Annotated in this window: 23 protein-coding genes and 1 other annotated feature; of the genes, 3 read left to right on the top strand and 20 right to left on the bottom strand. The window is 38.1% G+C overall.

The window, feature by feature from the left end:
• Window positions 1-7: 7 nt before the first annotated feature.
• The 3 genes from RYK16_RS04320 to metG all read right to left on the bottom strand — a co-directional run bounded on the left by RYK16_RS04320 (window position 8) and on the right by metG (window position 3,318).
• Window positions 8-781: an NAD(+)/NADH kinase gene (locus RYK16_RS04320; RefSeq protein WP_314851012.1), complete on the bottom strand. Its 774-nt coding sequence runs from the start codon at window positions 779-781 to the stop codon at window positions 8-10.
• A gap of 51 nt (window positions 782-832) precedes the next feature.
• A complete protein-coding gene (locus RYK16_RS04315; protein ID WP_314851010.1) occupies window positions 833-1,273 on the bottom strand; it encodes a GNAT family N-acetyltransferase in 441 nt (146 codons plus the stop codon).
• A 104-nt stretch (window positions 1,274-1,377) separates the two neighbouring features.
• Complete coding sequence (gene metG, locus RYK16_RS04310) at window positions 1,378-3,318, bottom strand: methionine--tRNA ligase (RefSeq protein WP_314851009.1); 1,941 nt, start codon at window positions 3,316-3,318, stop codon at window positions 1,378-1,380.
• A gap of 36 nt (window positions 3,319-3,354) precedes the next feature.
• Window positions 3,355-3,561: a binding site (T-box leader), on the bottom strand.
• Window positions 3,562-3,756: 195 nt separating this feature from the next.
• Between metG and RYK16_RS04305 the strand changes: the two genes are divergently transcribed.
• Window positions 3,757-3,957 carry a cold-shock protein gene (locus RYK16_RS04305; protein ID WP_006525301.1) on the top strand — a complete coding sequence of 67 codons (201 nt, stop codon included), beginning with the start codon at window positions 3,757-3,759 and terminating at the stop codon, window positions 3,955-3,957.
• 97 nt (window positions 3,958-4,054) lie between these two features.
• On the opposite strand, the gene RYK16_RS04300 is transcribed toward RYK16_RS04305, so the two are convergent.
• From RYK16_RS04300 to mnmE, 7 genes are all read right to left on the bottom strand, one after another.
• Window positions 4,055-5,029 carry a ribose-phosphate pyrophosphokinase gene (locus RYK16_RS04300; protein WP_314851007.1) on the bottom strand — a complete coding sequence of 325 codons (975 nt, stop codon included), beginning with the start codon at window positions 5,027-5,029 and terminating at the stop codon, window positions 4,055-4,057.
• Between the two features lie 67 nt (window positions 5,030-5,096).
• Window positions 5,097-6,038, bottom strand: coding sequence for an NTP transferase domain-containing protein (locus RYK16_RS04295; RefSeq protein WP_314851006.1), 942 nt, complete (start codon window positions 6,036-6,038; stop codon window positions 5,097-5,099).
• Between the two features lie 33 nt (window positions 6,039-6,071).
• Window positions 6,072-6,914, bottom strand: coding sequence for a 4-(cytidine 5'-diphospho)-2-C-methyl-D-erythritol kinase (gene ispE, locus RYK16_RS04290; protein ID WP_314851005.1), 843 nt, complete (start codon window positions 6,912-6,914; stop codon window positions 6,072-6,074).
• Window positions 6,911-7,753: a 16S rRNA (adenine(1518)-N(6)/adenine(1519)-N(6))-dimethyltransferase RsmA gene (gene rsmA / locus RYK16_RS04285; RefSeq protein ID WP_314851004.1), complete on the bottom strand. Its 843-nt coding sequence runs from the start codon at window positions 7,751-7,753 to the stop codon at window positions 6,911-6,913. The genes ispE and rsmA overlap by 4 nt, the downstream gene beginning before the upstream one ends.
• Window positions 7,750-8,283: a ribonuclease M5 gene (gene rnmV, locus RYK16_RS04280; protein ID WP_314851003.1), complete on the bottom strand. Its 534-nt coding sequence runs from the start codon at window positions 8,281-8,283 to the stop codon at window positions 7,750-7,752. The genes rsmA and rnmV overlap by 4 nt, the downstream gene beginning before the upstream one ends.
• Window positions 8,267-9,061, bottom strand: coding sequence for a TatD family hydrolase (locus RYK16_RS04275; RefSeq protein ID WP_314851002.1), 795 nt, complete (start codon window positions 9,059-9,061; stop codon window positions 8,267-8,269). Before RYK16_RS04275 ends, rnmV begins: the two co-directional genes overlap by 17 nt.
• A gap of 1 nt (window position 9,062) precedes the next feature.
• Complete coding sequence (gene mnmE, locus RYK16_RS04270) at window positions 9,063-10,388, bottom strand: tRNA uridine-5-carboxymethylaminomethyl(34) synthesis GTPase MnmE (protein ID WP_314851001.1); 1,326 nt, start codon at window positions 10,386-10,388, stop codon at window positions 9,063-9,065.
• Between the two features lie 95 nt (window positions 10,389-10,483).
• Here mnmE and RYK16_RS04265 point away from each other — a divergent pair, with 95 nt between their 5' ends.
• Both RYK16_RS04265 and RYK16_RS04260 read left to right on the top strand, forming a co-directional pair.
• A complete protein-coding gene (locus RYK16_RS04265; RefSeq protein WP_314851000.1) occupies window positions 10,484-11,830 on the top strand; it encodes a DEAD/DEAH box helicase in 1,347 nt (448 codons plus the stop codon).
• Between the two features lie 145 nt (window positions 11,831-11,975).
• Complete coding sequence (locus RYK16_RS04260; protein ID WP_314850998.1) at window positions 11,976-12,386, top strand: DUF5412 family protein; 411 nt, start codon at window positions 11,976-11,978, stop codon at window positions 12,384-12,386.
• Window positions 12,387-12,454: 68 nt separating this feature from the next.
• On the opposite strand, the gene RYK16_RS04255 is transcribed toward RYK16_RS04260, so the two are convergent.
• The 10 genes from RYK16_RS04255 to RYK16_RS04210 all read right to left on the bottom strand — a co-directional run bounded on the left by RYK16_RS04255 (window position 12,455) and on the right by RYK16_RS04210 (window position 19,871).
• The gene (locus tag RYK16_RS04255; protein WP_314850997.1) at window positions 12,455-13,021 is read right to left on the bottom strand and encodes a GNAT family N-acetyltransferase; all 567 of its coding nucleotides are present in this window, start codon (window positions 13,019-13,021) and stop codon (window positions 12,455-12,457) included.
• Window positions 13,022-13,068: 47 nt separating this feature from the next.
• The gene (locus RYK16_RS04250; protein ID WP_314850996.1) at window positions 13,069-13,602 is read right to left on the bottom strand and encodes a hypothetical protein; all 534 of its coding nucleotides are present in this window, start codon (window positions 13,600-13,602) and stop codon (window positions 13,069-13,071) included.
• 75 nt (window positions 13,603-13,677) lie between these two features.
• Window positions 13,678-14,073, bottom strand: coding sequence for an ATP synthase F1 subunit epsilon (gene atpC, locus RYK16_RS04245; RefSeq protein ID WP_298664487.1), 396 nt, complete (start codon window positions 14,071-14,073; stop codon window positions 13,678-13,680).
• Window positions 14,070-15,464 carry a F0F1 ATP synthase subunit beta gene (atpD, locus tag RYK16_RS04240; RefSeq protein WP_294020656.1) on the bottom strand — a complete coding sequence of 465 codons (1,395 nt, stop codon included), beginning with the start codon at window positions 15,462-15,464 and terminating at the stop codon, window positions 14,070-14,072. The genes atpC and atpD overlap by 4 nt, the downstream gene beginning before the upstream one ends.
• Before the next feature lie 15 nt (window positions 15,465-15,479).
• Window positions 15,480-16,334 (bottom strand): ATP synthase F1 subunit gamma, encoded by an 855-nt coding sequence (atpG, locus tag RYK16_RS04235; protein ID WP_314850994.1) that lies wholly within the window; start codon window positions 16,332-16,334, stop codon window positions 15,480-15,482.
• 1 nt (window position 16,335) lies between these two features.
• Window positions 16,336-17,862: a F0F1 ATP synthase subunit alpha gene (atpA, locus tag RYK16_RS04230; RefSeq protein WP_294020653.1), complete on the bottom strand. Its 1,527-nt coding sequence runs from the start codon at window positions 17,860-17,862 to the stop codon at window positions 16,336-16,338.
• On the bottom strand, window positions 17,859-18,404 hold the full coding sequence (locus RYK16_RS04225) for a F0F1 ATP synthase subunit delta (RefSeq protein ID WP_314850993.1): 546 nt from the start codon (window positions 18,402-18,404) through the stop codon (window positions 17,859-17,861). Before RYK16_RS04225 ends, atpA begins: the two co-directional genes overlap by 4 nt.
• Window positions 18,394-18,906, bottom strand: coding sequence for an ATP synthase F0 subunit B (locus tag RYK16_RS04220; protein ID WP_314850991.1), 513 nt, complete (start codon window positions 18,904-18,906; stop codon window positions 18,394-18,396). The genes RYK16_RS04225 and RYK16_RS04220 overlap by 11 nt, the downstream gene beginning before the upstream one ends.
• Window positions 18,907-18,925: 19 nt before the next feature.
• Window positions 18,926-19,150, bottom strand: coding sequence for an ATP synthase subunit C (locus tag RYK16_RS04215; protein WP_006525283.1), 225 nt, complete (start codon window positions 19,148-19,150; stop codon window positions 18,926-18,928).
• A gap of 16 nt (window positions 19,151-19,166) precedes the next feature.
• Window positions 19,167-19,871, bottom strand: a complete 705-nt coding sequence (locus RYK16_RS04210) for a F0F1 ATP synthase subunit A (protein ID WP_314850990.1) — start codon at window positions 19,869-19,871, stop codon at window positions 19,167-19,169.
• Window positions 19,872-19,873: the final 2 nt, after the last annotated feature.

Below are 19,873 nucleotides of genomic sequence, written 5' to 3'. Positions count from 1 at the left end.
CCTCCTGTTAAAATAGTGAACTTAACTTCGTAAAATAGGATACTTTCTTTCCTTTAATCATTCGTACACGTTTTTGATCACATACACGAATCTCTAATTCTTTAATCTCATCAATTGGATAGACATCTGAATCTACACCGAGGATAGCTTTTTCAAAACTTTCGGAACTCAGTCTTACCTTCGTATCTTTACTTAATACAATTGGCGCAAAAAGTGAACGTGATTTACTATGATGAATACCAGCAATCTCTGAAAGTTCAATTAAATCTAAACCTTCTTGAATGACTGCACCACCTAATGAACGATTATATGCCGTAGAACCTAGTTGTGTGCATACACACATACCAGTACCACGGAATGTTTCTAGATATTCATCACTTAGATAAACATCTAAGATTTGTGTACGTGCAATGTTTTCAACACGGATTTCATTTACTGCATGATAAATATTTCCATTCACTTCTGTTACTAGTAATGGATATTCATTAATTTCATATTTACCAGATAAGTACATCTCTAATAGAGCATCTACTTCATTGTCTTGATAGTCTGTAAAAAAACCTAGTGTCCCTGTATGTAAACCTAAGAATTTTACAGCTGGTATAAGTTCCATGTAGTCATGAATGGCTTTGATGTAGGTTCCATCTCCTCCAACCACAAAGACTGTATCTGGATTTTCTTCATTATATTCATATTGATGGCTTTGTAATACTTGTTTGATTTTGTCACCAATTTGTTTTGATTGGTCGTCGAATCTTGTTACGATTGCAAATTTTTCCATAAATTACTTCCTTGTTTGTATTATACATCACATTGCTTGAATCCAAATGGATTATAGACGTTTATATAATCTTGCACTCCAAAAATTCATATCTATTTCATCAATATAAAAGTGCATGATTGCTTTCCAGTTTTTTGTTGCAGTACTTAACGCCATCATTTTCAGTCCTTTTTTCTTCAGTTCTTTTTCAAGGCTTTCCATCAATTGTTTCCCAATCCCACGTGAGCGATAAGATGGATGTACATAAAGTTCTTCTATCTCAAAATAATGCATGTTTTTATCTATCACGCTTGTTTGTTTCTCTTGTACTTCCTCTTTACCAAAAACATAAGCTATTAGTTCATCATCATACGCTGCTAGGATGTATCTATCTTTTAAGTCATCTTCTGTATTTGCCCGATATCCATAACAACTATCTTCTTTTTCCCACATCAAAGACAAGTCTAATAGTCTTTTTATATCTGATTGTCTTGCTTGGTGGATAGTAATCATGGTAGATTTCTCCTTTTCCTAGTCCATATATATTATATGTTTGATTTTCATATTCTGAAACAAAAGAAAACCTGTATCAGGTTATTCCTAATACAGGTATTTTTTTATTGAACTTTTGTGCCTGGAGTTAAGCCATTAACTTCAACAAGTCCGATTGTCTTTTCTTCCTTACCAGCCAGTAACATACCCTGTGATTCAACACCACGGATAACTGTTGGTTGTAGGTTGGCAATCATAACGATACTCTTACCGATGACTTGTCCTGGTGTATAGCTTTGTGCTAATCCAGAAACAATCTGGCGTACTTCGCCATCTCCCAAGTCTACTTTTAGGACGAATAGCTTATCCGCATCAGGATGTCTTTCACAAGATAGAACTTTACCTACACGAAGGTCAATCTTTTGGAAGTCTTCTACCGTAACAGTTGGCTTCTTTTCAATTTCCTTCTTACGTGCCTTCGCATTGATTTCATTAATCATATCAATCTTGGATTGAATTGCCTTTTCATCGATACGTGCAAATAAGATCTCTGGTTTCTCTGCAACGTGGATGCCAGTTTCAAGCTTACCAAATTCAGATATTGTCTCGAAGTCTCTTTGTTGTGTATTTAAGTCATCTAAAATCTTCTTGGATGTCTCTGGGAAGAATGGTTCCATTAATACAGCTGCGATGCGTACAGATTCTAATAAGTTATAGAGAACCGTCGCAAGTCGTTCAATCTTTTCGGAATCCTTCGCAAGTGCCCAAGGTGTTGTCTCATCAATGTACTTATTACATCTAGAGAATAAATCAAGAATATCTTGGATTGCGTCAGCCACTCTGAGTTCATCCATCTTCTCGATGACCTTCTTTACAGTGCCTGTAGCTACTGCTTTTAGTTCATCATCAATTGGTTCACTAACGTTTGGATTCGCTACGACTCCACCAAAGTATTTGTTCTGCATGGAGATTGTACGGTTCACTAAGTTACCTAAATTGTTCGCAAGGTCACTGTTAATACGTTCAATCATTAGGTCATATGTAACATGCCCATCTTGTGCAAATGGCATCTCATGTAACATGATGAAACGAACAGCGTCTACACCAAATAACTTCACTAAGTCATCCGCATAAATCACATTACCGTGTGACTTAGACATCTTAGAATCACCAATCAATAACCATGGGTGTCCAAATACCTGTTTTGGTAATGGCTCATTCAATGCCATTAACATGATTGGCCAATAAATTGTATGGAAACGGATAATATCCTTACCAATCAAATGAAGATCTGCTGGCCAGTATTTCTTATATAGTGGTCCATGATTTCCATCCGCATCATATCCAAGACCTGTAATATAGTTGGATAATGCATCAATCCAAACATATACAACGTGCTTTGGATCAAACTCTACTGGAATTCCCCACTTGAAGGATGTACGTGATACGCAAAGATCTTGTAATCCTGGTTTTAGGAAGTTGTTTACCATTTCATTCTTACGACTTTCAGGTTGAATGAAATGTGGATGTTCATCGATATACTTCATCAATTGGTCAGCGTACTTACTCATCTTAAAGAAGTAAGCTTCTTCCTTCATCGGTACAACTTCGCCACCACAGACAGGACACTTTCCTTCTTCTGTTAACTGACTCTTTGTGTAGAAGGCTTCATCTTCTTGACAATATAAGCCTTCATAATATCCCTTATAGATATCACCCTGGTCATAGAACTTCTTAAAGATTTTCTGTACTTGTCTTTCATGTGGTTCATCTGTTGTACGAATAAAGTAGTCATAGGAAGTATTCATGACATCAAACTGTTGTTTGATAACTGCTGCGACATCATCTACGAATTGTTTTGGTGTCTTGCCTGCAGCCTTTGCCTTCTCTTCTACCTTTTGACCATGTTCGTCTGTTCCTGTTTGGAAACGTACATCATAGCCTTCCGCACGCTTAAATCTAGCGATTGCGTCTGCTAGTACAATCTCATAAACATTTCCGATATGTGGTTTTCCTGATGTATATGCGATTGCGGTTGTAATGTAATACGGTTTTTTGTTTTCCATTTTTGCGTACCTCCTCAAAATAAAAGACATCCCAAATGAAAGGACGTCTTGCACGCGTTACCACCTTTGTCTTGCGGATGAATCAATCATCTGCCTCTCTTCGTTGTAACGGACGTCTCCGGGTCATACTCTTCGCATGACCAGCTCCAAGACCATATTCCATTTTCCCTTCATGCATGTTTTCACCTACCACACGCTCTCTACGAATCAAAGAAAATGTACTCTTCTTTTCATTGCTGTTATCGGTATTATTATACGTTGAAAGTATGTTTTTGCAAATACACAGAATGCATCTTTTGTGTTGTTTAAAGCCGTTTCTATCCCCTTTATACAAGCGCTCTATATAAATAAACCTTGTGTTTTTAACATTGCCAGTATATCATAATAGAGAATACAGGATTTACTTCCGTATCATAGAATAGGAGATTCAAAGGCACAATGGCAACAGGCAAGGTAAAATGGTTTAATGCTGAAAAGGGCTACGGATTCATCACAACTGATGAAGGTAAGGACGTTTTCGTTCATTACTCAGCAATTCAGAGTGAAGGATTCAAGACACTTGATGAAGGCGCTGCAGTAAGCTTCGACATCACAGAGTCTAATCGTGGACCACAGGCTTCCAACGTAACAAAGCTCTAATTAAGAACATTGTACGAACAAAAGAACGGTTTATCCGTTCTTTTTTATTGTTGATAAGCACAAGAAAAGATGGCATATGACCATCTTTTTGTATCTCTTATTTAAAACTGTCGAATGCGTATTCTTCATATACCTTGGATACAGGTGTATGATTTTCGATTGATTCAATTGTATTCGCAAGCATTTCTGCGATAGATAATACTTGAATCTTTGTTGTGCTTGTCTTTTGGTCTTCACGAAGTGGAATCGTATCTGTAATCACCATCTTTGTGATTGGTGAGTTTTCAATCTTTGCAATCGCATCACGTGAGAATACACCATGTGTAATTCCAGTGTAGATATCCTTAGCACCATAGCGCTTCAAGATTTCGCAACCAGCCACAAGTGAGCCTGCTGTATCACAGATATCATCAATAACAATGCATGTTTTATCCTTAACATCACCAATGATGTTTTGTGCTTCAACCATGTTTGGTTTTGGACGACGCTTATCGATAATTGCGATAGGTGCATCTAATAAGTCAGCGACTCTTCTAGCACGTGTAACTCCACCATGGTCAGGTGAAACAACTACCAATTCATCCTTTGGAATTTGTAAACTCTTGAAGTAACTAGCGATCATTGGTACTGCTGTAATATCATCGATAGGAATATCGAAATAACCTTGAATCTGTGCAGCGTGTAAGTCAAATGTTACAACACGGTGAGCCCCTGCAACCTGTAATAGGTTTGCGACTAGCTTCGATGTAATTGGCTGACGTGGTTTAGCTTTACGATCCTGACGAGCATAACCGTAATAAGGCATAATAACGTTAATTTCACCCGCACTTGCACGTTTACATGCATCGATGCAGATAAGAACTTCCATCAAACGTTCTGATACTGGGTTGCATGTTGACTGAATGATGAAAACAGAACGACCTCTGACTGACTCTTGTGGTTCGACTAAAATCTCACCATCTGCGAAATGCTCAACCTTGATTTTACCTAAAGGTAATCCCAAATGTTTACAAATAGACGCTGCTAGATCGGTGCTAGATGTTAGAGCGAATACGACAGTTTCCTTAACCATGATTTTCCTCTTCTCCCATATGAATGTTGTTTATCCTTATTAATTAAAGATGTTTTATAACTATTCGTCAACCCTTACGGCGAATAAATGGTCCGACTATTTCAGCTTTTGCAACATTTGTGTCTTCTAACCATGTGCCTGGTAGAATTTCTGCATAATCTTCTACAGTTACATCTCCATAGAGGTATGTATTCGGATGAATAATAACATCTGTTCCAAATGTTACATTTGGTCCGATGTATGTTGTATTAGGGTCATAGATTGTAACACCCCTCTTCATCCACTCTGTATTAATTCTCTCTTGCATGTATTTTGCGGCGTGTGCTAATTCCACATTACCATTGATACCTTGTACTTCTTGCCAATCATCACATGGAATCGCAACTACCTTCTTACCTAATTTCTTTAAAATATCAACAAGGTCTGTTAGGTAGTATTCATTTTGAGCATTGTTATTATTCAAATGCTTGAGCCCTTCAAATAGGGATTGGTTATTGAAAGCATAAGTACCTGTGTTGATTTCACGTACAGCCTTTTCTGCATCATTTGCGTCTTTGAACTCTACGATTTTCTCAACTGTTCCATCTGCACTGCGGATGACTCTACCATACGCACCGTTATCTTCTGGTACTGCAGTTAATACAGCCATGTCTGCATCACCAATTAAATCATATAACTTCTGATATGTTTCTGGTTTCACGCATGGTGTATCTCCACTCGCAACTAGAGTAATACCTTCTTCATTTGCGAGTTGTTGTGCCTGCATAACCGCATGCCCTGTACCAAGCTGTGGCTCCTGTACAGCAAACTCACACTTACCAGCCATCGCAGCTTCAACTTCTTCATGCTTATAACCAACAACACATACAATTCTTTCTGTACCAGACTTCTTCAAGCTATTGATTACCATACCTAGCATTGGTACTTCTAGAATCTTATGTAAAACCTTTGGTAATTCTGAGTGCATACGGGTTCCTTTACCACCCGCCATAATAATTGCGTTCTTCATTTTATTTTCTCCTATTTTTCATGCTAGCATGATTTATCGTGTGTATACTGTTGTCTTTCTAACAAAGTATCTCTTCTTTTTTAATACATCGATGGAACGTTCTAACAATTCTGTATCTTTTGTGATGCCAAACACAGTTGAACCACTACCCGACATCAGCACTCCATCAAAGCCTAAGTTCAATAAGTCTTGTTTTGCCTTTCGAATTTCTGGAACCAATGTCATTGCGGCATTTTCCATGGAGTTACCCAAACTATGGATAATGCTGTCATAATCACTGTTTTCTAATGCTTCTTGCATTGCTTTACAATCAGGATGAATTCCTTCTTGTTCATCCACGATATGGAAAGCTTCTGCAGTTGATACACCTTTACGTGGTTTAATCAGTAGTAAGTAGAATTCTGGATTACATGAGAAGGTTGTAATCTTTTCTCCAATTCCTTCCACAAATGCAGGTCGATTAAGGATACAGAACGGTACATCTGCACCAACTTCTTTACCTACCGCAATCATCTCTTCTTTTGTAAGATGTAGATTACACATACGATTTATCATACGTATTGCAGCAGCCGCATCTGCACTACCACCCGCAAGGCCAGCTCTTGTAGGAATATGTTTCTCCAAACGACAGCGGAACTCTTCTTTGAGATTGTACTTTTCCTGCATGATATGAATCGCCTTTACGATTGTATTCTTATCATTGATCGGTAGATAGTCTCGATTTAATTCCAGCGTCGTTTGTTCCGCAAGTTCCATTTCTAAAACATCATAGAAATTGATTGGAACCATGATCATTTTTAAATCATGATAACCATCTTCTCGTTTTCCTACAACATCTAAACACAAATTGATTTTTGCGTATGCTCGCTCTTTCATTTCCTGACCTCATGAATTTGTTTTAATTCATCGATGGTTAATTCCTGTGCACGTTTATTGGCTGGAATATTAGCTTTCTCAAGTATCTCTGTTGCCTTATTACCATCGCCTACATATTCTTTCAGATTATTATAGATAGTTTTACGACGCTGTTTAAAGCAGGCTCTTACAAGTTCGAAGAAATCTCGAATCTCTTCATTACTTTCCTCGTGATTCTTTCTTGCGAATTGAATGATGACACTATCGACAGCAGGGGAAGGATTAAAGGATCTTCCTGGAACTGTAAATAAACGCTTGATATCGAATAGATATTGTCCCTCTACAGATAAGGCATTGTATTCAGGATCTTTTGGTTTTGCGACAAAGCGATCACCAACTTCCTTCTGTACCATAACTGTAATATAAGAGATATCTGGATTTTCAAATATCTTAAATAGTACTGGTGTTGTGATGTAGTATGGAAGATTTGCACATACAGATACAGTTTTATACTTTTCTTTTAATGCATGTACGACTTTATCTAAATCACATGTTAAGAAATCCTGCAAGATAATCTCTACATTGGAATAGTCTTCTAAAGTATGTTCAAGTACTGGAATTAAACCTTCATCTATTTCAAATGCAAGAACGTGTTGAGCATGCATTGCGAGCTGTTCGGTTAAACTTCCAATACCTGGACCAATTTCGATAACTGCACCTTCGCAATGTGACATTTCAGCACAGCGTTCTACGATAATTGGATCAACTAAAAAGTTCTGTCCAAAGCCTTTCTTCGCTCGTAATCCAAATTGATCTAGTATCTCTTTTGTGCGAGATGGTGTTGAAATTAATTTTTTCATTGATCTATAACCTCTCGTAATTCTTCTTTGGTAATCGCAAGACAGTTTAACCTTGCAAGCATGGTTTTCGCATTGCCATCCCCAACATGGTAGTATTCTCCAACTTTACGTCGTAATTCTGCACTATTCGTTTGACCACTTAACCCAAGTTCAAGTAAATCACTCATCGTTAAATTACCCTTTGGTACATCGGTGATAGTTACAATATTTTGCAGTGCATTCCATAATGTATCTTTATCCGCATGTTCAATACCCACCTTCTTTTCTGTACGTGCATTATGCTTATCCACAAATGCATTCTTACAGTTAGGAACATGTTGATTGATAATATGTCGGATTTGATTGCCTGGTGTATCTGGGTCAGTAAAGATAATTACACCTCGTGTGCTTGCGGCATAGCGAATCTGTTCAATGACTTTATCATCAATACTGCTGCCACCTGTCTCTATCGTTTCACAATCAAAGTACTTCTTTAATTGTTGCGTATCGTGTCTTCCTTCCACAACGATTATCTCATGAATGCGATCCATCAGCTTCCTCCAGGAATCTAGCCCAGTTGGCATCGATTTGTGAAGCCATATCTTCAACTGGTATATTTCGAATCTCTGCCATCTTTTCTACGATGTATGGAATATTGGATGGTTCATTTCGAGTGCCACGCACTGGAACTGGTGCCATATATGGTGCATCTGTTTCACTGAGTAAGTAGTTTAAGTCGATCGTCTCTACGACATCTACAGAATGTCTTGCGTTCTTAAATGTCAACGCCCCACCAAGTGCGATGTAATAGCCTAACTTCGTAAATTCTTTTGCCATCTCTTTTGAGCCAGGGAAACAATGTAATAATCCCTTCCAGTGATGTTTCTTCATAATGTCGAAGGTATCTTGCATGGCATCTCTAGAATGTACTAGGATTGGTTTATTTACTTCTCTAGCAAGTTCGATTAACTTTGCGAAGTACTCACGTTGTACAGCACGATCAGCTTCATCTGTAACCCAGTGATACTCCAGTCCAATTTCACCAATTGCAGTTACCATTGGGTCTTTAGCTAACTCACAAAAATCATTCCAATATTTTTCATCTATCTTCGTCACATCTTCTGGGAAGATACCTGCCGCAACCTTATAGTTTTCTGGGTCACGTTTCGCAAATTCAATTGCTTGTTTTGTTTCTTCTAGTGATAATGTAATAATCATTAATTTATCCACATGCTTTTCTTTACAGCGTGCGATAACTTCTTCTAAATCTTCTTGAAACTCTTCTCCCATCAAATGACAATGGGTATCTACATAATGTAATTTACTCATCTTATTTTCCTAAACAGAAGCGTGAGAAGATTTCATCTAAGAGATCTTCCTTGCCTGCCTTTCCAGTGATCTGTCGTAATGCAGTCCACGCTTTTTCTAAATCGATTGTTACTAAATCAAGCTCCACACCTGCATGTAATGCATTTACTGCATCGTTCATTGCTTGTTCTGCCTGTAATGCATAGCCAATCTGTCTTTCGTTATTTAATGTATCGCTATTGGCTGCGATATACTCACTTTGATATTTCTCCACAATCGCATTTGTTAGTTCTGTAATATCTTTCTGAATAGCACTGATAGATATACCTGCATGTATACTATCCTTATCTTTCTTATTATATACAACGATACGATTATGATTTTTTGTCTTTTCTAATAGTTCTTGGTCTTCTTCCGTCAATTCTTCAGAACCATCTAATACAACAATCACAAGCTGTGCTTTTTCTAATGCTTGTAAGGATTTGGTAATGCCAATCTGTTCAATCGCATCATCACTCTTACGAATACCTGCGGTATCGATTAGATTTAGTGTGATGCCATTCAGTCTTACAGTTCCTTCCACAAGGTCTCTTGTCGTTCCAGCCACATCCGTAACGATAGCTTTATCTTCTTCTAACAATGCATTCAATAAGGAGGACTTACCAACATTTGGTCTACCTAGGATAACGGTGTTAATCCCCTCTTTAATCACTGCAGATTGTTGGGCTGTTACGATGATCTGATGAATATCATCAATCCACTTCTCTGCCTTTGGTAGAATTTCTTCCTCTGTTAATTGATGTACATCATCATACTCAGGATAATCAATATTTACTTCGATATTCGAAATAATTTGTGTCAAATCTTCTTCCAATGGTCGCATTAGTTTTGCGACAGATCCTTTTAATGAATGAATTGCGCTCTTCGCGTTAATTTCATCCTTTGCCCAAATTAAATCATTGATACCTTCTGCTTGGGACAAGTCCATCTTTCCACTAAGGAATGCGCGTTCTGTAAATTCTCCACGTCGTGCCATACGTGCACCTGCACCAAGTATCAGGGACAATACTTTTCTTGTAATATAGACGCCACCATGACAAGAGATTTCCACAACATCTTCACCAGTATAGGATTTTGGTGCACGGAAAAGACTGACGAGTACTTCGTCAACAGATTCATTTCCTTCTTTGATGGTTGCGTAATGAATTGTATATCCCTTGGCATCACTAAAATCTTTTCCTGTTAAGTCGGTAACAATTTGAATTGCGTCACTACCAGAAATACGAATGACGGAGATGGCTCCCATCGCATCAGCAGTGGCGATTGCGGCTATAGTATCCTGAAACATGTTGTCCCTCCAGTTTTCAACTATTATTGTACTAGTTTTATCAACTCCTTGCATGTTAACTCAGCAGTTTTTTTGTTGTGTGCTAAGATTAAGTCATGAAACTATCAAATTCTATACAAAATGCCCTAAATGAAATGGGCTATCATTCTCTATTACCGATTCAAGAAACAGTTATTCCGATGATTCAAGATGGGAAAAGTTTGTTTGTGCTAGCCAAAACAGGTAGTGGTAAAACTGCATCCTACCTCATTCCTGCAATTGAGCAGGTTCAAGAGAATGACGATTTTACATCTGTTTTAATTGTCGCTCCTACACGAGAACTCGCAATCCAAATCTCATTAGAAGCGAAGCTACTAGCTTCCTACACAAAAGTGCATATCGTAACGTTAATTGGTGGTATGGATTCCGATAGGCAACTCAACGCACTACGCCATCGTCCACATATCATTATTGGAACTCCTGGTAGATTATTAGACCTCTATACACAGGGTGCCTTTGATCTTTCAAAGTTATCACTGTTTGTCATTGATGAAGCTGATCAAGTTTACTCAACTGGCCAATCGGAAGAAGTGAATCAATTACGAAAAGAAATTCAAGGTGTTCAAACAATTTGTTTGTCTGCCACAAAAAATGACACGATTCAAACTTACTTTGATACTCCATTTGAAGAAGTGCTGCAAGGAAGTGTAGCGATAAATGAAAAGATTTATTCTTACTATCTTGAGACAGAAGACAAGAAAGCTTCTTTACTATCTCTACTACAATCGCTTCCTATCACATCAGCGATTGTATTTGTAAATCATCGTAGTACCGCCATTGAATTATCAGATCTACTACTAAGAAATAATATTCTTAGTTCAGCTTTCTCTGGTTATTTTGACGAGAGAAAACGTATCGCAATCATGAGTGATTTCCGTAAAGGCGCTATTCGCGTATTGGTTGCGACAGACGCAGCTGCTAGAGGCCTCGACATTCATGAACTATCCCATGTAATTCATTATGATATTCCTGTTGATACGGAAACATTCATTCATCGCTCTGGTCGTACTGCACATCAAGGTGATGAAGGTATTTCTATTTCATTACTAACACCTGAAGATATGACGTCAGAAGTTGGCATGTATATCCGCATGCATAGTCAATTATATACAGCACAAGATACACACCCAGTTGATCTATCGATTCCATACCAAAAGAAAGCGACACCTTCCACACAGGTAACGCACATCCTTATTCGTGCTGGAAGAAATGATAAGATACGTCCAAAAGATATCATTGGTGCACTTTGTACCATATTCTCTTTTGATGAAATTGGCACACTTGAAATTCAAGACCGCTTCTCAACAGTCACAATCCTTTCCAAAGAGGATGATATTTTATCTCGTTTCGAAGATTTTACAGTTAAAGGAAAGCGCAGAAAAGTCGAATTATTGAATCAGTAAATTTGAAGTATACTTCAAATTTTGTAGATTTTTGAAAATATTTGAAGTTTGCTTCAATATTCACTTCTTTTTATGAAAGCGATATACTAAAAATACCAATACATCTACTATTTATCATTATTTCTTAAAATTGTGAGGTGAAAGCATGCATAAAACTAGCACAAAGGTTTTAATCTCAGGTTTTTTACTCATCTTATTTACGTCTATCTGTTTTAGTATTTATCTTTATATGCAGTTTAACTCTACAATTTCTATAGGAAAAGGGCATTATCTTGCGATGGATTCAAATACAAATGGTACATACAACATGGAAATCTATGAAGATAATTCTGTGAAGATTTTCCTTGATAAGGTTTATGTAGAAGGTACTCTAGAACACGAACAGACACAATACACAGACTCCTACTATATCCAAACGAAAGATAAGAAGTATCTTATGAATATTTATCACGATACTATATCTGTTCCTGTAGAAGTAAATGGCAATCTAGTTTCTTTAGTATTTAAGTTTGTTAGTAATGTCCCATTTACACAAATTGATTTACCACAAAAATAATCATGCAATTATAAAGTGAACCTCCTAAGTTTTCTATAATAACTTAGGAGGTTCATATTTAAGTTACATTATTTTGTATTTATAGGAAACCATCCCATATTAAGACGAACTTCCTTTCGCTCTAAATCAGTGTTTGTATAACAGCAACTGTCAAAACCGATTAAAGTAAAACCTGCATGCAGGTAGAAGTCAACTGCATTTATATTTGATGATTGTGCCTCTAAAATCAATGTACGATAGTTTTTTTCTACTGTAATCTTTTTGGCAATGTCTAGCAACTTCTTACCATACCCTTGCCCTCTCAACTTCTCATCAACAAATAGTTCTGTAATAATCAAGCGATTTGTCCAACTCTCTGGGCAAATTTCAATTGCCGCAAGTAATTTGTTATCTTCTGTAATACCAAAGGCTTCCGCATCTTCCCACCAGTCCTCGTAAAGTTTATCCTGATATTCGCAGTCCTCTAAACGATGTATAAATGGTTTCGTAAATTTTTTCTTTTGAATTGAAATCTGAAAACCATCATCTGTTCTTTGCAAATCTACATCGTAGTATTCTTTCGATGTGTATTCAATAGGTAACAGTGTTCCTTTCCATGTATCTTTCCTTAATTTATGAATGATATAGTCTTTCATCATTTCCCTCTTGTCAACAAATACAAACTATATGCATCGTAGTTTCTCTATAATGCACCTAAATCTTGTAATGTACCATTACCTTCAGGCTGAATATTTTCTAGTTTGATATTTGGGTTTCTCTTTTGTAGGTATCCTGCAAATCTTCTCGCTTCGCCTTTATCTCGGCAGCTAAGTGAGAAGGTTTTTTCTTTATTTGTAAGATAGATGGTTAACTTTCCATGTTTTCCTTCTTCGACCTTCATCACTTGAATGTCCATTGTGGATTCTTCATGCATGTCTAATCCAATGCATGCGATCATACGGTCATTTAAGATCCAACTGCGGTCAATCACACCGCCTTTTTCGTATTCTTCAATATTATGAATTGATTTTAGTGCCCGTGATATTTTGAATTTCTTTGTATAGTACATCACTAGAATGACAGCCAAAATAGCTGTACCTACCATCATCGCATAACGTAATTCTTGAATCCCCTTCTTTTGATAGAAAAACGCCAATGCGAATACTAGGAATACAAGTGGTGTCATGAATGGCCCATACAATAAACTATTTAGTGACTGATAGTATTTTTTAATCATATTGTTACCTCGATGGTCTTATCATACCATATATAAAAAACAGATAATGAAGAATGTCTTCACTATCTGTTTCTTTTATCCTTTGACGTTTAATCTGTTCAATGCTTTCTTTAATGCGATTTCTGCACGAACTTGATCGACGTTTTTGTCATTTGACTGTAGACGTTGTTCTGCTCGGATTTTTGCAGCGATTGCACGTTCAACATCAATCTCATCTTTATTTTCGATTGCGTCGACCATGATTTCTGCGTTGTTATCTCTAAAGTAGAATAGTCCTCCAGTCACCGCATATTCCATTCGTTTGCCGGATTCGACTGTTGTCATCTTACCTATTCGCAACATTGTCACAATTGGCATATGTTCAGGTAAGATACCTCTTTGTCCATCTTGTGTTTCAATATTGAGGATGGATGTATCTACCTCTTTATATACACCGTGTGGTGTTACGATGCGGCAATGAATCATACTCATTTCAGTGACTCTGCCTTCTTAACAACATCTTCGATTGTTCCAACGCTTAGGAATGCGGCTTCCGGTAAATCATCGTATTTTCCTTCAAGAATTTCTTTGAAGCTTCTAACTGTATCTGCGACTGGTACATAAATACCTGGAATTCCTGAGAACTGTTCCGCAACGGAGAATGGCTGTGATAGGAAGTTACGAACACGACGTGCTCTTGCGACAATCTTCTTGTCTTCTTCGCCTAACTCTTCCATACCTAAGATTGCGATAATATCTTGAAGTTCACGATATCTTTGTAGGATCTGCTGAACCTGACGAGCTACCTCATAATGTTCATCACCAATCACAAGTGGATCTAACATACGTGAAGAGGAACCTAATGGATCAACCGCTGGATAGATACCTAGCGCAGCGATAGAACGATCTAATACAAGACGTGCGTCCAAGTGTGAGAATGTTGTTGCTGGAGCTGGGTCTGTTAAGTCATCGGCAGGTACATAAATTGCCTGAACGGATGTAATAGAACCCTGATCTGTTGATGTAATTCTCTCTTGTAATCTACCCATTTCTGTCGCAAGGGTTGGCTGGTATCCTACTGCGGATGGCATACGACCAAGTAGTGCGGATACTTCAGAACCTGCCTGGGTGAAACGGAAGATGTTATCGATAAATAATAATACATCTTGATGTTCTTCATCACGGAAGTATTCAGCCATTGTTAGCGCGGATAGTGCTACACGCATTCTCGCACCTGGTGATTCATTCATCTGTCCGTATGTAAGAACTGTATTCTTTAATACGCCAGACTCTTCCATTTCATGATACATGTCATTACCTTCACGAGTACGCTCACCGACACCCGCAACGACAGAGCGTCCACCATGTTCAATTGCGATATTGTGGATTAATTCCTGCATTAAGACTGTCTTACCTACACCGGCACCACCAAACAAACCAATCTTACCACCCTTTGAATAAGGACAGAGTAAGTCGATAACCTTGATACCTGTTTCTAGGATTTCACTGGTTGTCTGTTGTTGTGCAAATGTTGGAGCGTCTCTATGAATTGGTAATTTGTGTTTTGCGTGTACCTCACCTAATCCATCAATTGGCTCACCAAGTACATTAAACATACGTCCTAATACTTCATCACCAACTGGTACTTCGATTGGTGCCCCTGTATCTGTACATTCCATGCCACGAACCAGTCCATCTGTAGATGACATCGCGATGCAGCGAACCACATCGTCTCCGATGTGTTGTGCTACTTCTGCGGTCATTGATGTCTGATCGTCAATCTTTACTTTAATTGCGTTATTGATGGAAGGTAAGTGTTCCGGATCAAAGCGAATATCAATGACCGGTCCAATGACCTGTACAATTTTTCCTGTAACACTCATTGTTTTACCTTCTTTCTATACGGCACTTGAGCCACCAACAATTTCCGTTATTTCCTGGGTAATTGCGGCCTGTCTTGCCTTATTGTATTCGAGTTTCAGCGTTGTGCTTAACTCATCTGCGTTATCTGAAGCTGCCTTCATCGCTACACGGCGGCTTCCCTGTTCTGCGGTTGTGGATTCCATCCAGTCAGAATAAGTTACGTCAGTGATCATCATTGGAATTAAACTATCTAAGATAGATGCTGGATCTGGTTCGAATAGTGTTTCTTGATGTTCTCCGGCTTTTTCTTTCTTTTGACCCGGTTTAATTGTACATGGTAGTAATACATCAAATTCAGGTGTAAAGGTCATTGTATTTACAAATCTTGTGTATAAAATCTGTACCTTACCAACTTCACCTGCCTGATAGCGTGCTACACCATCCTCAACACATTTCTTTAAATCCGCAAATGAGATTTTATCTGAGGAGATTTGTTCCTCATTAATGATATTAAATCCTGCTTCTTTCAGCTGGTGATGGATTGCAGTTCCAACTAAGAATACTGGGTCAGCAGGATTCAATGTTTCTCTTGCTAACTTAAAGACATTCTGATTGTATCCACCACATAGGCCTAAATCTGAACAGAAGATAATCGTCATTGTATGTGTGTTCTTGTTATGTACAAGATACTTACTTTCAACATCTTGGTTGTTTGCGACAATATCATTGACTGTATCTTGTAAACGTTGTGCATACTCACGGTTGGCTTCCATCTTTTTTCTTTGTTTTAGAAGCTTTGCGTTGGCAATCATCTCCATCGCTTTTGTAATCTTTTTGGTGGAGTTGACAGACTTAATTCTGCTACGCAAAGCCTGTCTAGATTGTGCCATCTTAGTTTACCCCTTTAACAAGTACGTATTGTTCGATTACTTTATCCATTACTTCCGTAATCTTAGAACGTAGTTCATCATTGATGACTGCTTCTGTTTCAATTCGATCGCATACGTCTTTTGCGTTTTCTTTGAAGTATCTATGGATACTCTTTTCAAAACTTGCGATATCTTCGATTTCAACACGGTCTAAATAACCATTCTTCGCAGCGAACAAGGATAATACTTGTTCTGTCATAGATAATGGTTGGTATTGTCCTTGCTTGAGAAGTTCTGTTAATTTAGCACCATGACTTAAGATCTTCTTTGTGACTGGATCGAGGTCGGAACCAAATTGTGAGAATGACAACATTTCATGGTATTGTGCTAGGTCTAACTTCAAGGTTGAAGATACACTCTTCATCGCCTTTGTCTGTGCATTAGAACCTACACGGGATACAGATAGACCAGAGTCTACGGCTGGTCTTACACCAGCTGCGAATAAATCAGTCTGTAAGAAAATCTGTCCATCTGTAATCGAAATAACGTTAGTTGGGATATATGCAGAGATATCACCAGCTTGTGTTTCGATGATTGGAAGTGCTGTAAGTGATCCTCCACCTAAGGCATCAGATAACTTCGCAGCTCTTTCAAGTAATCTACTATGTAAGTAGAATACATCACCTGGATACGCTTCACGTCCTGGTGGTCTTCTTAATAATAGGGACATTGTACGGTATGCAACTGCGTGTTTTGATAAGTCATCGTACACAATTAATACATCCTTACCCTGTTCCATCCATTCTTCACCAATTGCACAACCTGCATATGGCGCAATGTACTGTAACGGAGCACTTGCGGAAGCACCGGCGTTAACGATTGTTGTGTATGACATCGCATCACTTTCACGTAACTTCTGTACCAAACGAGCAACTGTACTTTCCTTTTGTCCAATAGCGACATAGATACAGTTTACGTTCTTTCCTTTTTGGTTGATGATTGCGTCGATTGCGATTGCAGTCTTACCCGTTTCACGGTCACCGATGATTAACTCACGCTGCCCCTTACCAATTGGAATCATGGAGTCGATTACCTTTAAACCAGTCATTAATGGCTGGTATACAGATTTTCTCGTCATGACGCCTGGCGCAACTCTTTCGATTGGACGTGACTTTGTGCTAACGATAGGTTCGCCACCATCGACTGCTTCACCAAGCGCATTTACGACTCTTCCAAGTAATGCATCACCTACTGGAACTTCAACGATTCTACCAGTACGTTTTACTTCATCACCTTCGCGAATCAAAGTATCGTGACCGAGTAATACGGCACCAATATGGTCTTCTTCTAAGTTCAATACCATTCCCATAACACCATGTGGGAATTCTAAAAGTTCTGAGGACATTGCTTTATCGATGCCCTGGACCATGGCAATTCCATCGCCGACACTAATAACGTAGCCGACATCATCGGACTGAATCTTTTGTTCATAGTTTTTGATTTGATCTTTGATCAAAGAACTGATTTCTTCTGGTCTGATTTGACTCATGCCTGTCCTCCTTTCAATATCGCATTCTTCATGCGTTCAATTTTTGTTTTTGTTGTGATATCTGTAACGTTGTTGCCGACGGTTACCTTGATGCCTGCGATAATTTGTGGATCGACATGGTTTTCAATTGTAACTGTCTTCTTTGTCTTTTGAATCAGAGCTTCTTGAATTCTATTTAAATCTTCTTGGCTTAATTTACGTGCAGAATGAACCACCGCTTTGACGATACCTAGTTCCTCATTTGCGAGTACTTCAAACTTGCGTAGAATTTCATCAATATATGAAACTCTTCCACGATCAACAAGTAATTTTAGTAGATTTAAAATATCCTGATCAACAACTTTACCAAATACATTTGTTATAAAGTTCTTCTTTTCTTCTTTTGTTATTTTTACTGCGCGTAAGAATAGTTCAACTTCATTGTTTTCTTTTAAGATTTTTAACAATGATTCACATTGTACTTTCTTCTCGCGAACTGTGTTATTTTCAGTTGCTAACTCGAACAGTCCTTGTCCATAGCGTTCAGCTATCTCATTCACCATCGCCAACCGCTTCCTTTACGAACGCATCAATTGCTTGACGGTCAACTTTTTCGCCTTCATGTTCGCCAATTAACTTACCGGCAGCACTGAATGCGACATCGACCATCTCCTTCTTCATGGATGCGTACATTTCTCTGCGTTCTGCTTCGATCTGTTCTTGTGCACGCTGTTTTACAGCTGCAGCTTCTTTATCCGCCTGCGCAAGGATTTGTTGCTTTTCTTGTTTTGCCTGCTGAATTGCAGCACTTACAATTTCATCTGATTTTGTAGATGCAGTATTCAACTGCTCTAATGCAACCCTGCGATCTGCCAAGGCTTCTTCTTTTGCCTGTTGACTTAACGCAAGTTCTTCTTGCATCTTTTCTGCTCTAGCATCTAAAAAATTCTTTACAGATGGCCATAGAAAATGTTTTGCAATCAGAAATAAAACAAGTGTACTACAAAGCTGAGTCAGCGCTGTCAAACCATTTGGAAATAACTGTTCAACAATATTGACTTCCATAGTTACCTGAAAGCCTCAATTAGTATACGAAAATGAGAAGAATAGAAACTAACAAACCGTAAATAGCACATGTTTCAGATAAAGCGATACCTAAAATCATTGTCGAACGAATCTTTGATTCTGCTTCTGGATTCTTACCGATAGCGTCACATGCGTGAGCGGCTACTGTACCTTCACCTAAACCTGTTAAGAAACCTGTAAATACTGCGATACCTGCACCAATTGCGATTAAACCCTTTTCCATAATTTTTTCTCCTTTTTTAAATTTTTTCTTCTTCAGGAATATCGTTTCCTAAAAGTACGATTGTCAAAGTGACAAATACCAATGTTTGAATAAAACCTGCAAATAAATCGAAATACATGTGTAATACTGGCGCAATAATTGGGGCCATGAAATTAAATACATTTCCTTGGATACCAACTAGACTTGCTAACGCATTTGATAGATTTGCTGTCCCCATATATACAAGGGACATCATAATAGAACCACAGGTGATATTACCAAATAGACGTAATGCCATTGATAACATCGTTGAGAACTTACCGATGATGTTCATTGGTAACATCGGTGCTATCGGTTCTAAGAATGCATGCATGTAGGCTTTAAAGCCACCGTATTTTAATTCCGCAACCTGAATCATTAACCAGGTTAAGAATGATAATGTAATGGTTACACTAAAGTTAGCTGTCGGTGAACTTAATCCAAATAGCGAAATTGTGTTACTGACAAAGATGTAGAACCATAATGCTAGGATATATGGTGTTAACTTATCCGCTACTTTCTTACCTACATTTGTGCGTACCGTTTTATATACTGCTTCTGTCGCAAGGACAATCGGTACGACGATACCTTTTGGTTTTTCTAATGGATCTGCCTTTTCGATTTTCTTTGACAATAATATCATCGCGATTGCTAGGACGATTGTAATCAGAATGATTACATATACGTCCGATTGTATTGTCATGT

This window comes from uncultured Solobacterium sp. (assembly GCF_963550625.1).
Classification (GTDB): Bacteria; Bacillota_I; Bacilli_A; order Erysipelotrichales; family Erysipelotrichaceae; genus Bulleidia.
Note: the sequence above shows the minus strand (reverse complement) of the source record. Positions and strands in the feature narration are given on the sequence as shown.

Bases quoted from the DNA above. Each gene is read 5' to 3' on its own strand.
- RYK16_RS04320 (WP_314851012.1), bottom strand. From the start codon at position 781: ATGGAAAAATTTGCAATCGTAACAAGATTCGACGACCAATCAAAACAA.
- RYK16_RS04315 (WP_314851010.1), bottom strand. From the start codon at position 1,273: ATGATTACTATCCACCAAGCAAGACAATCAGATATAAAAAGACTATTA.
- metG (WP_314851009.1), bottom strand. From the start codon at position 3,318: ATGGAAAACAAAAAACCGTATTACATTACAACCGCAATCGCATATACA.
- RYK16_RS04305 (WP_006525301.1), top strand. From the start codon at position 3,757: ATGGCAACAGGCAAGGTAAAATGGTTTAATGCTGAAAAGGGCTACGGA.
- RYK16_RS04300 (WP_314851007.1), bottom strand. From the start codon at position 5,029: ATGGTTAAGGAAACTGTCGTATTCGCTCTAACATCTAGCACCGATCTA.
- RYK16_RS04295 (WP_314851006.1), bottom strand. From the start codon at position 6,038: ATGAAGAACGCAATTATTATGGCGGGTGGTAAAGGAACCCGTATGCAC.
- ispE (WP_314851005.1), bottom strand. From the start codon at position 6,914: ATGAAAGAGCGAGCATACGCAAAAATCAATTTGTGTTTAGATGTTGTA.
- rsmA (WP_314851004.1), bottom strand. From the start codon at position 7,753: ATGAAAAAATTAATTTCAACACCATCTCGCACAAAAGAGATACTAGAT.
- rnmV (WP_314851003.1), bottom strand. From the start codon at position 8,283: ATGGATCGCATTCATGAGATAATCGTTGTGGAAGGAAGACACGATACG.
- RYK16_RS04275 (WP_314851002.1), bottom strand. From the start codon at position 9,061: ATGAGTAAATTACATTATGTAGATACCCATTGTCATTTGATGGGAGAA.
- mnmE (WP_314851001.1), bottom strand. From the start codon at position 10,388: ATGTTTCAGGATACTATAGCCGCAATCGCCACTGCTGATGCGATGGGA.
- RYK16_RS04265 (WP_314851000.1), top strand. From the start codon at position 10,484: ATGAAACTATCAAATTCTATACAAAATGCCCTAAATGAAATGGGCTAT.
- RYK16_RS04260 (WP_314850998.1), top strand. From the start codon at position 11,976: ATGCATAAAACTAGCACAAAGGTTTTAATCTCAGGTTTTTTACTCATC.
- RYK16_RS04255 (WP_314850997.1), bottom strand. From the start codon at position 13,021: ATGAAAGACTATATCATTCATAAATTAAGGAAAGATACATGGAAAGGA.
- RYK16_RS04250 (WP_314850996.1), bottom strand. From the start codon at position 13,602: ATGATTAAAAAATACTATCAGTCACTAAATAGTTTATTGTATGGGCCA.
- atpC (WP_298664487.1), bottom strand. From the start codon at position 14,073: ATGAGTATGATTCATTGCCGCATCGTAACACCACACGGTGTATATAAA.
- atpD (WP_294020656.1), bottom strand. From the start codon at position 15,464: ATGAGTGTTACAGGAAAAATTGTACAGGTCATTGGACCGGTCATTGAT.
- atpG (WP_314850994.1), bottom strand. From the start codon at position 16,334: ATGGCACAATCTAGACAGGCTTTGCGTAGCAGAATTAAGTCTGTCAAC.
- atpA (WP_294020653.1), bottom strand. From the start codon at position 17,862: ATGAGTCAAATCAGACCAGAAGAAATCAGTTCTTTGATCAAAGATCAA.
- RYK16_RS04225 (WP_314850993.1), bottom strand. From the start codon at position 18,404: ATGGTGAATGAGATAGCTGAACGCTATGGACAAGGACTGTTCGAGTTA.
- RYK16_RS04220 (WP_314850991.1), bottom strand. From the start codon at position 18,906: ATGGAAGTCAATATTGTTGAACAGTTATTTCCAAATGGTTTGACAGCG.
- RYK16_RS04215 (WP_006525283.1), bottom strand. From the start codon at position 19,150: ATGGAAAAGGGTTTAATCGCAATTGGTGCAGGTATCGCAGTATTTACA.
- RYK16_RS04210 (WP_314850990.1), bottom strand. From the start codon at position 19,871: ATGACAATACAATCGGACGTATATGTAATCATTCTGATTACAATCGTC.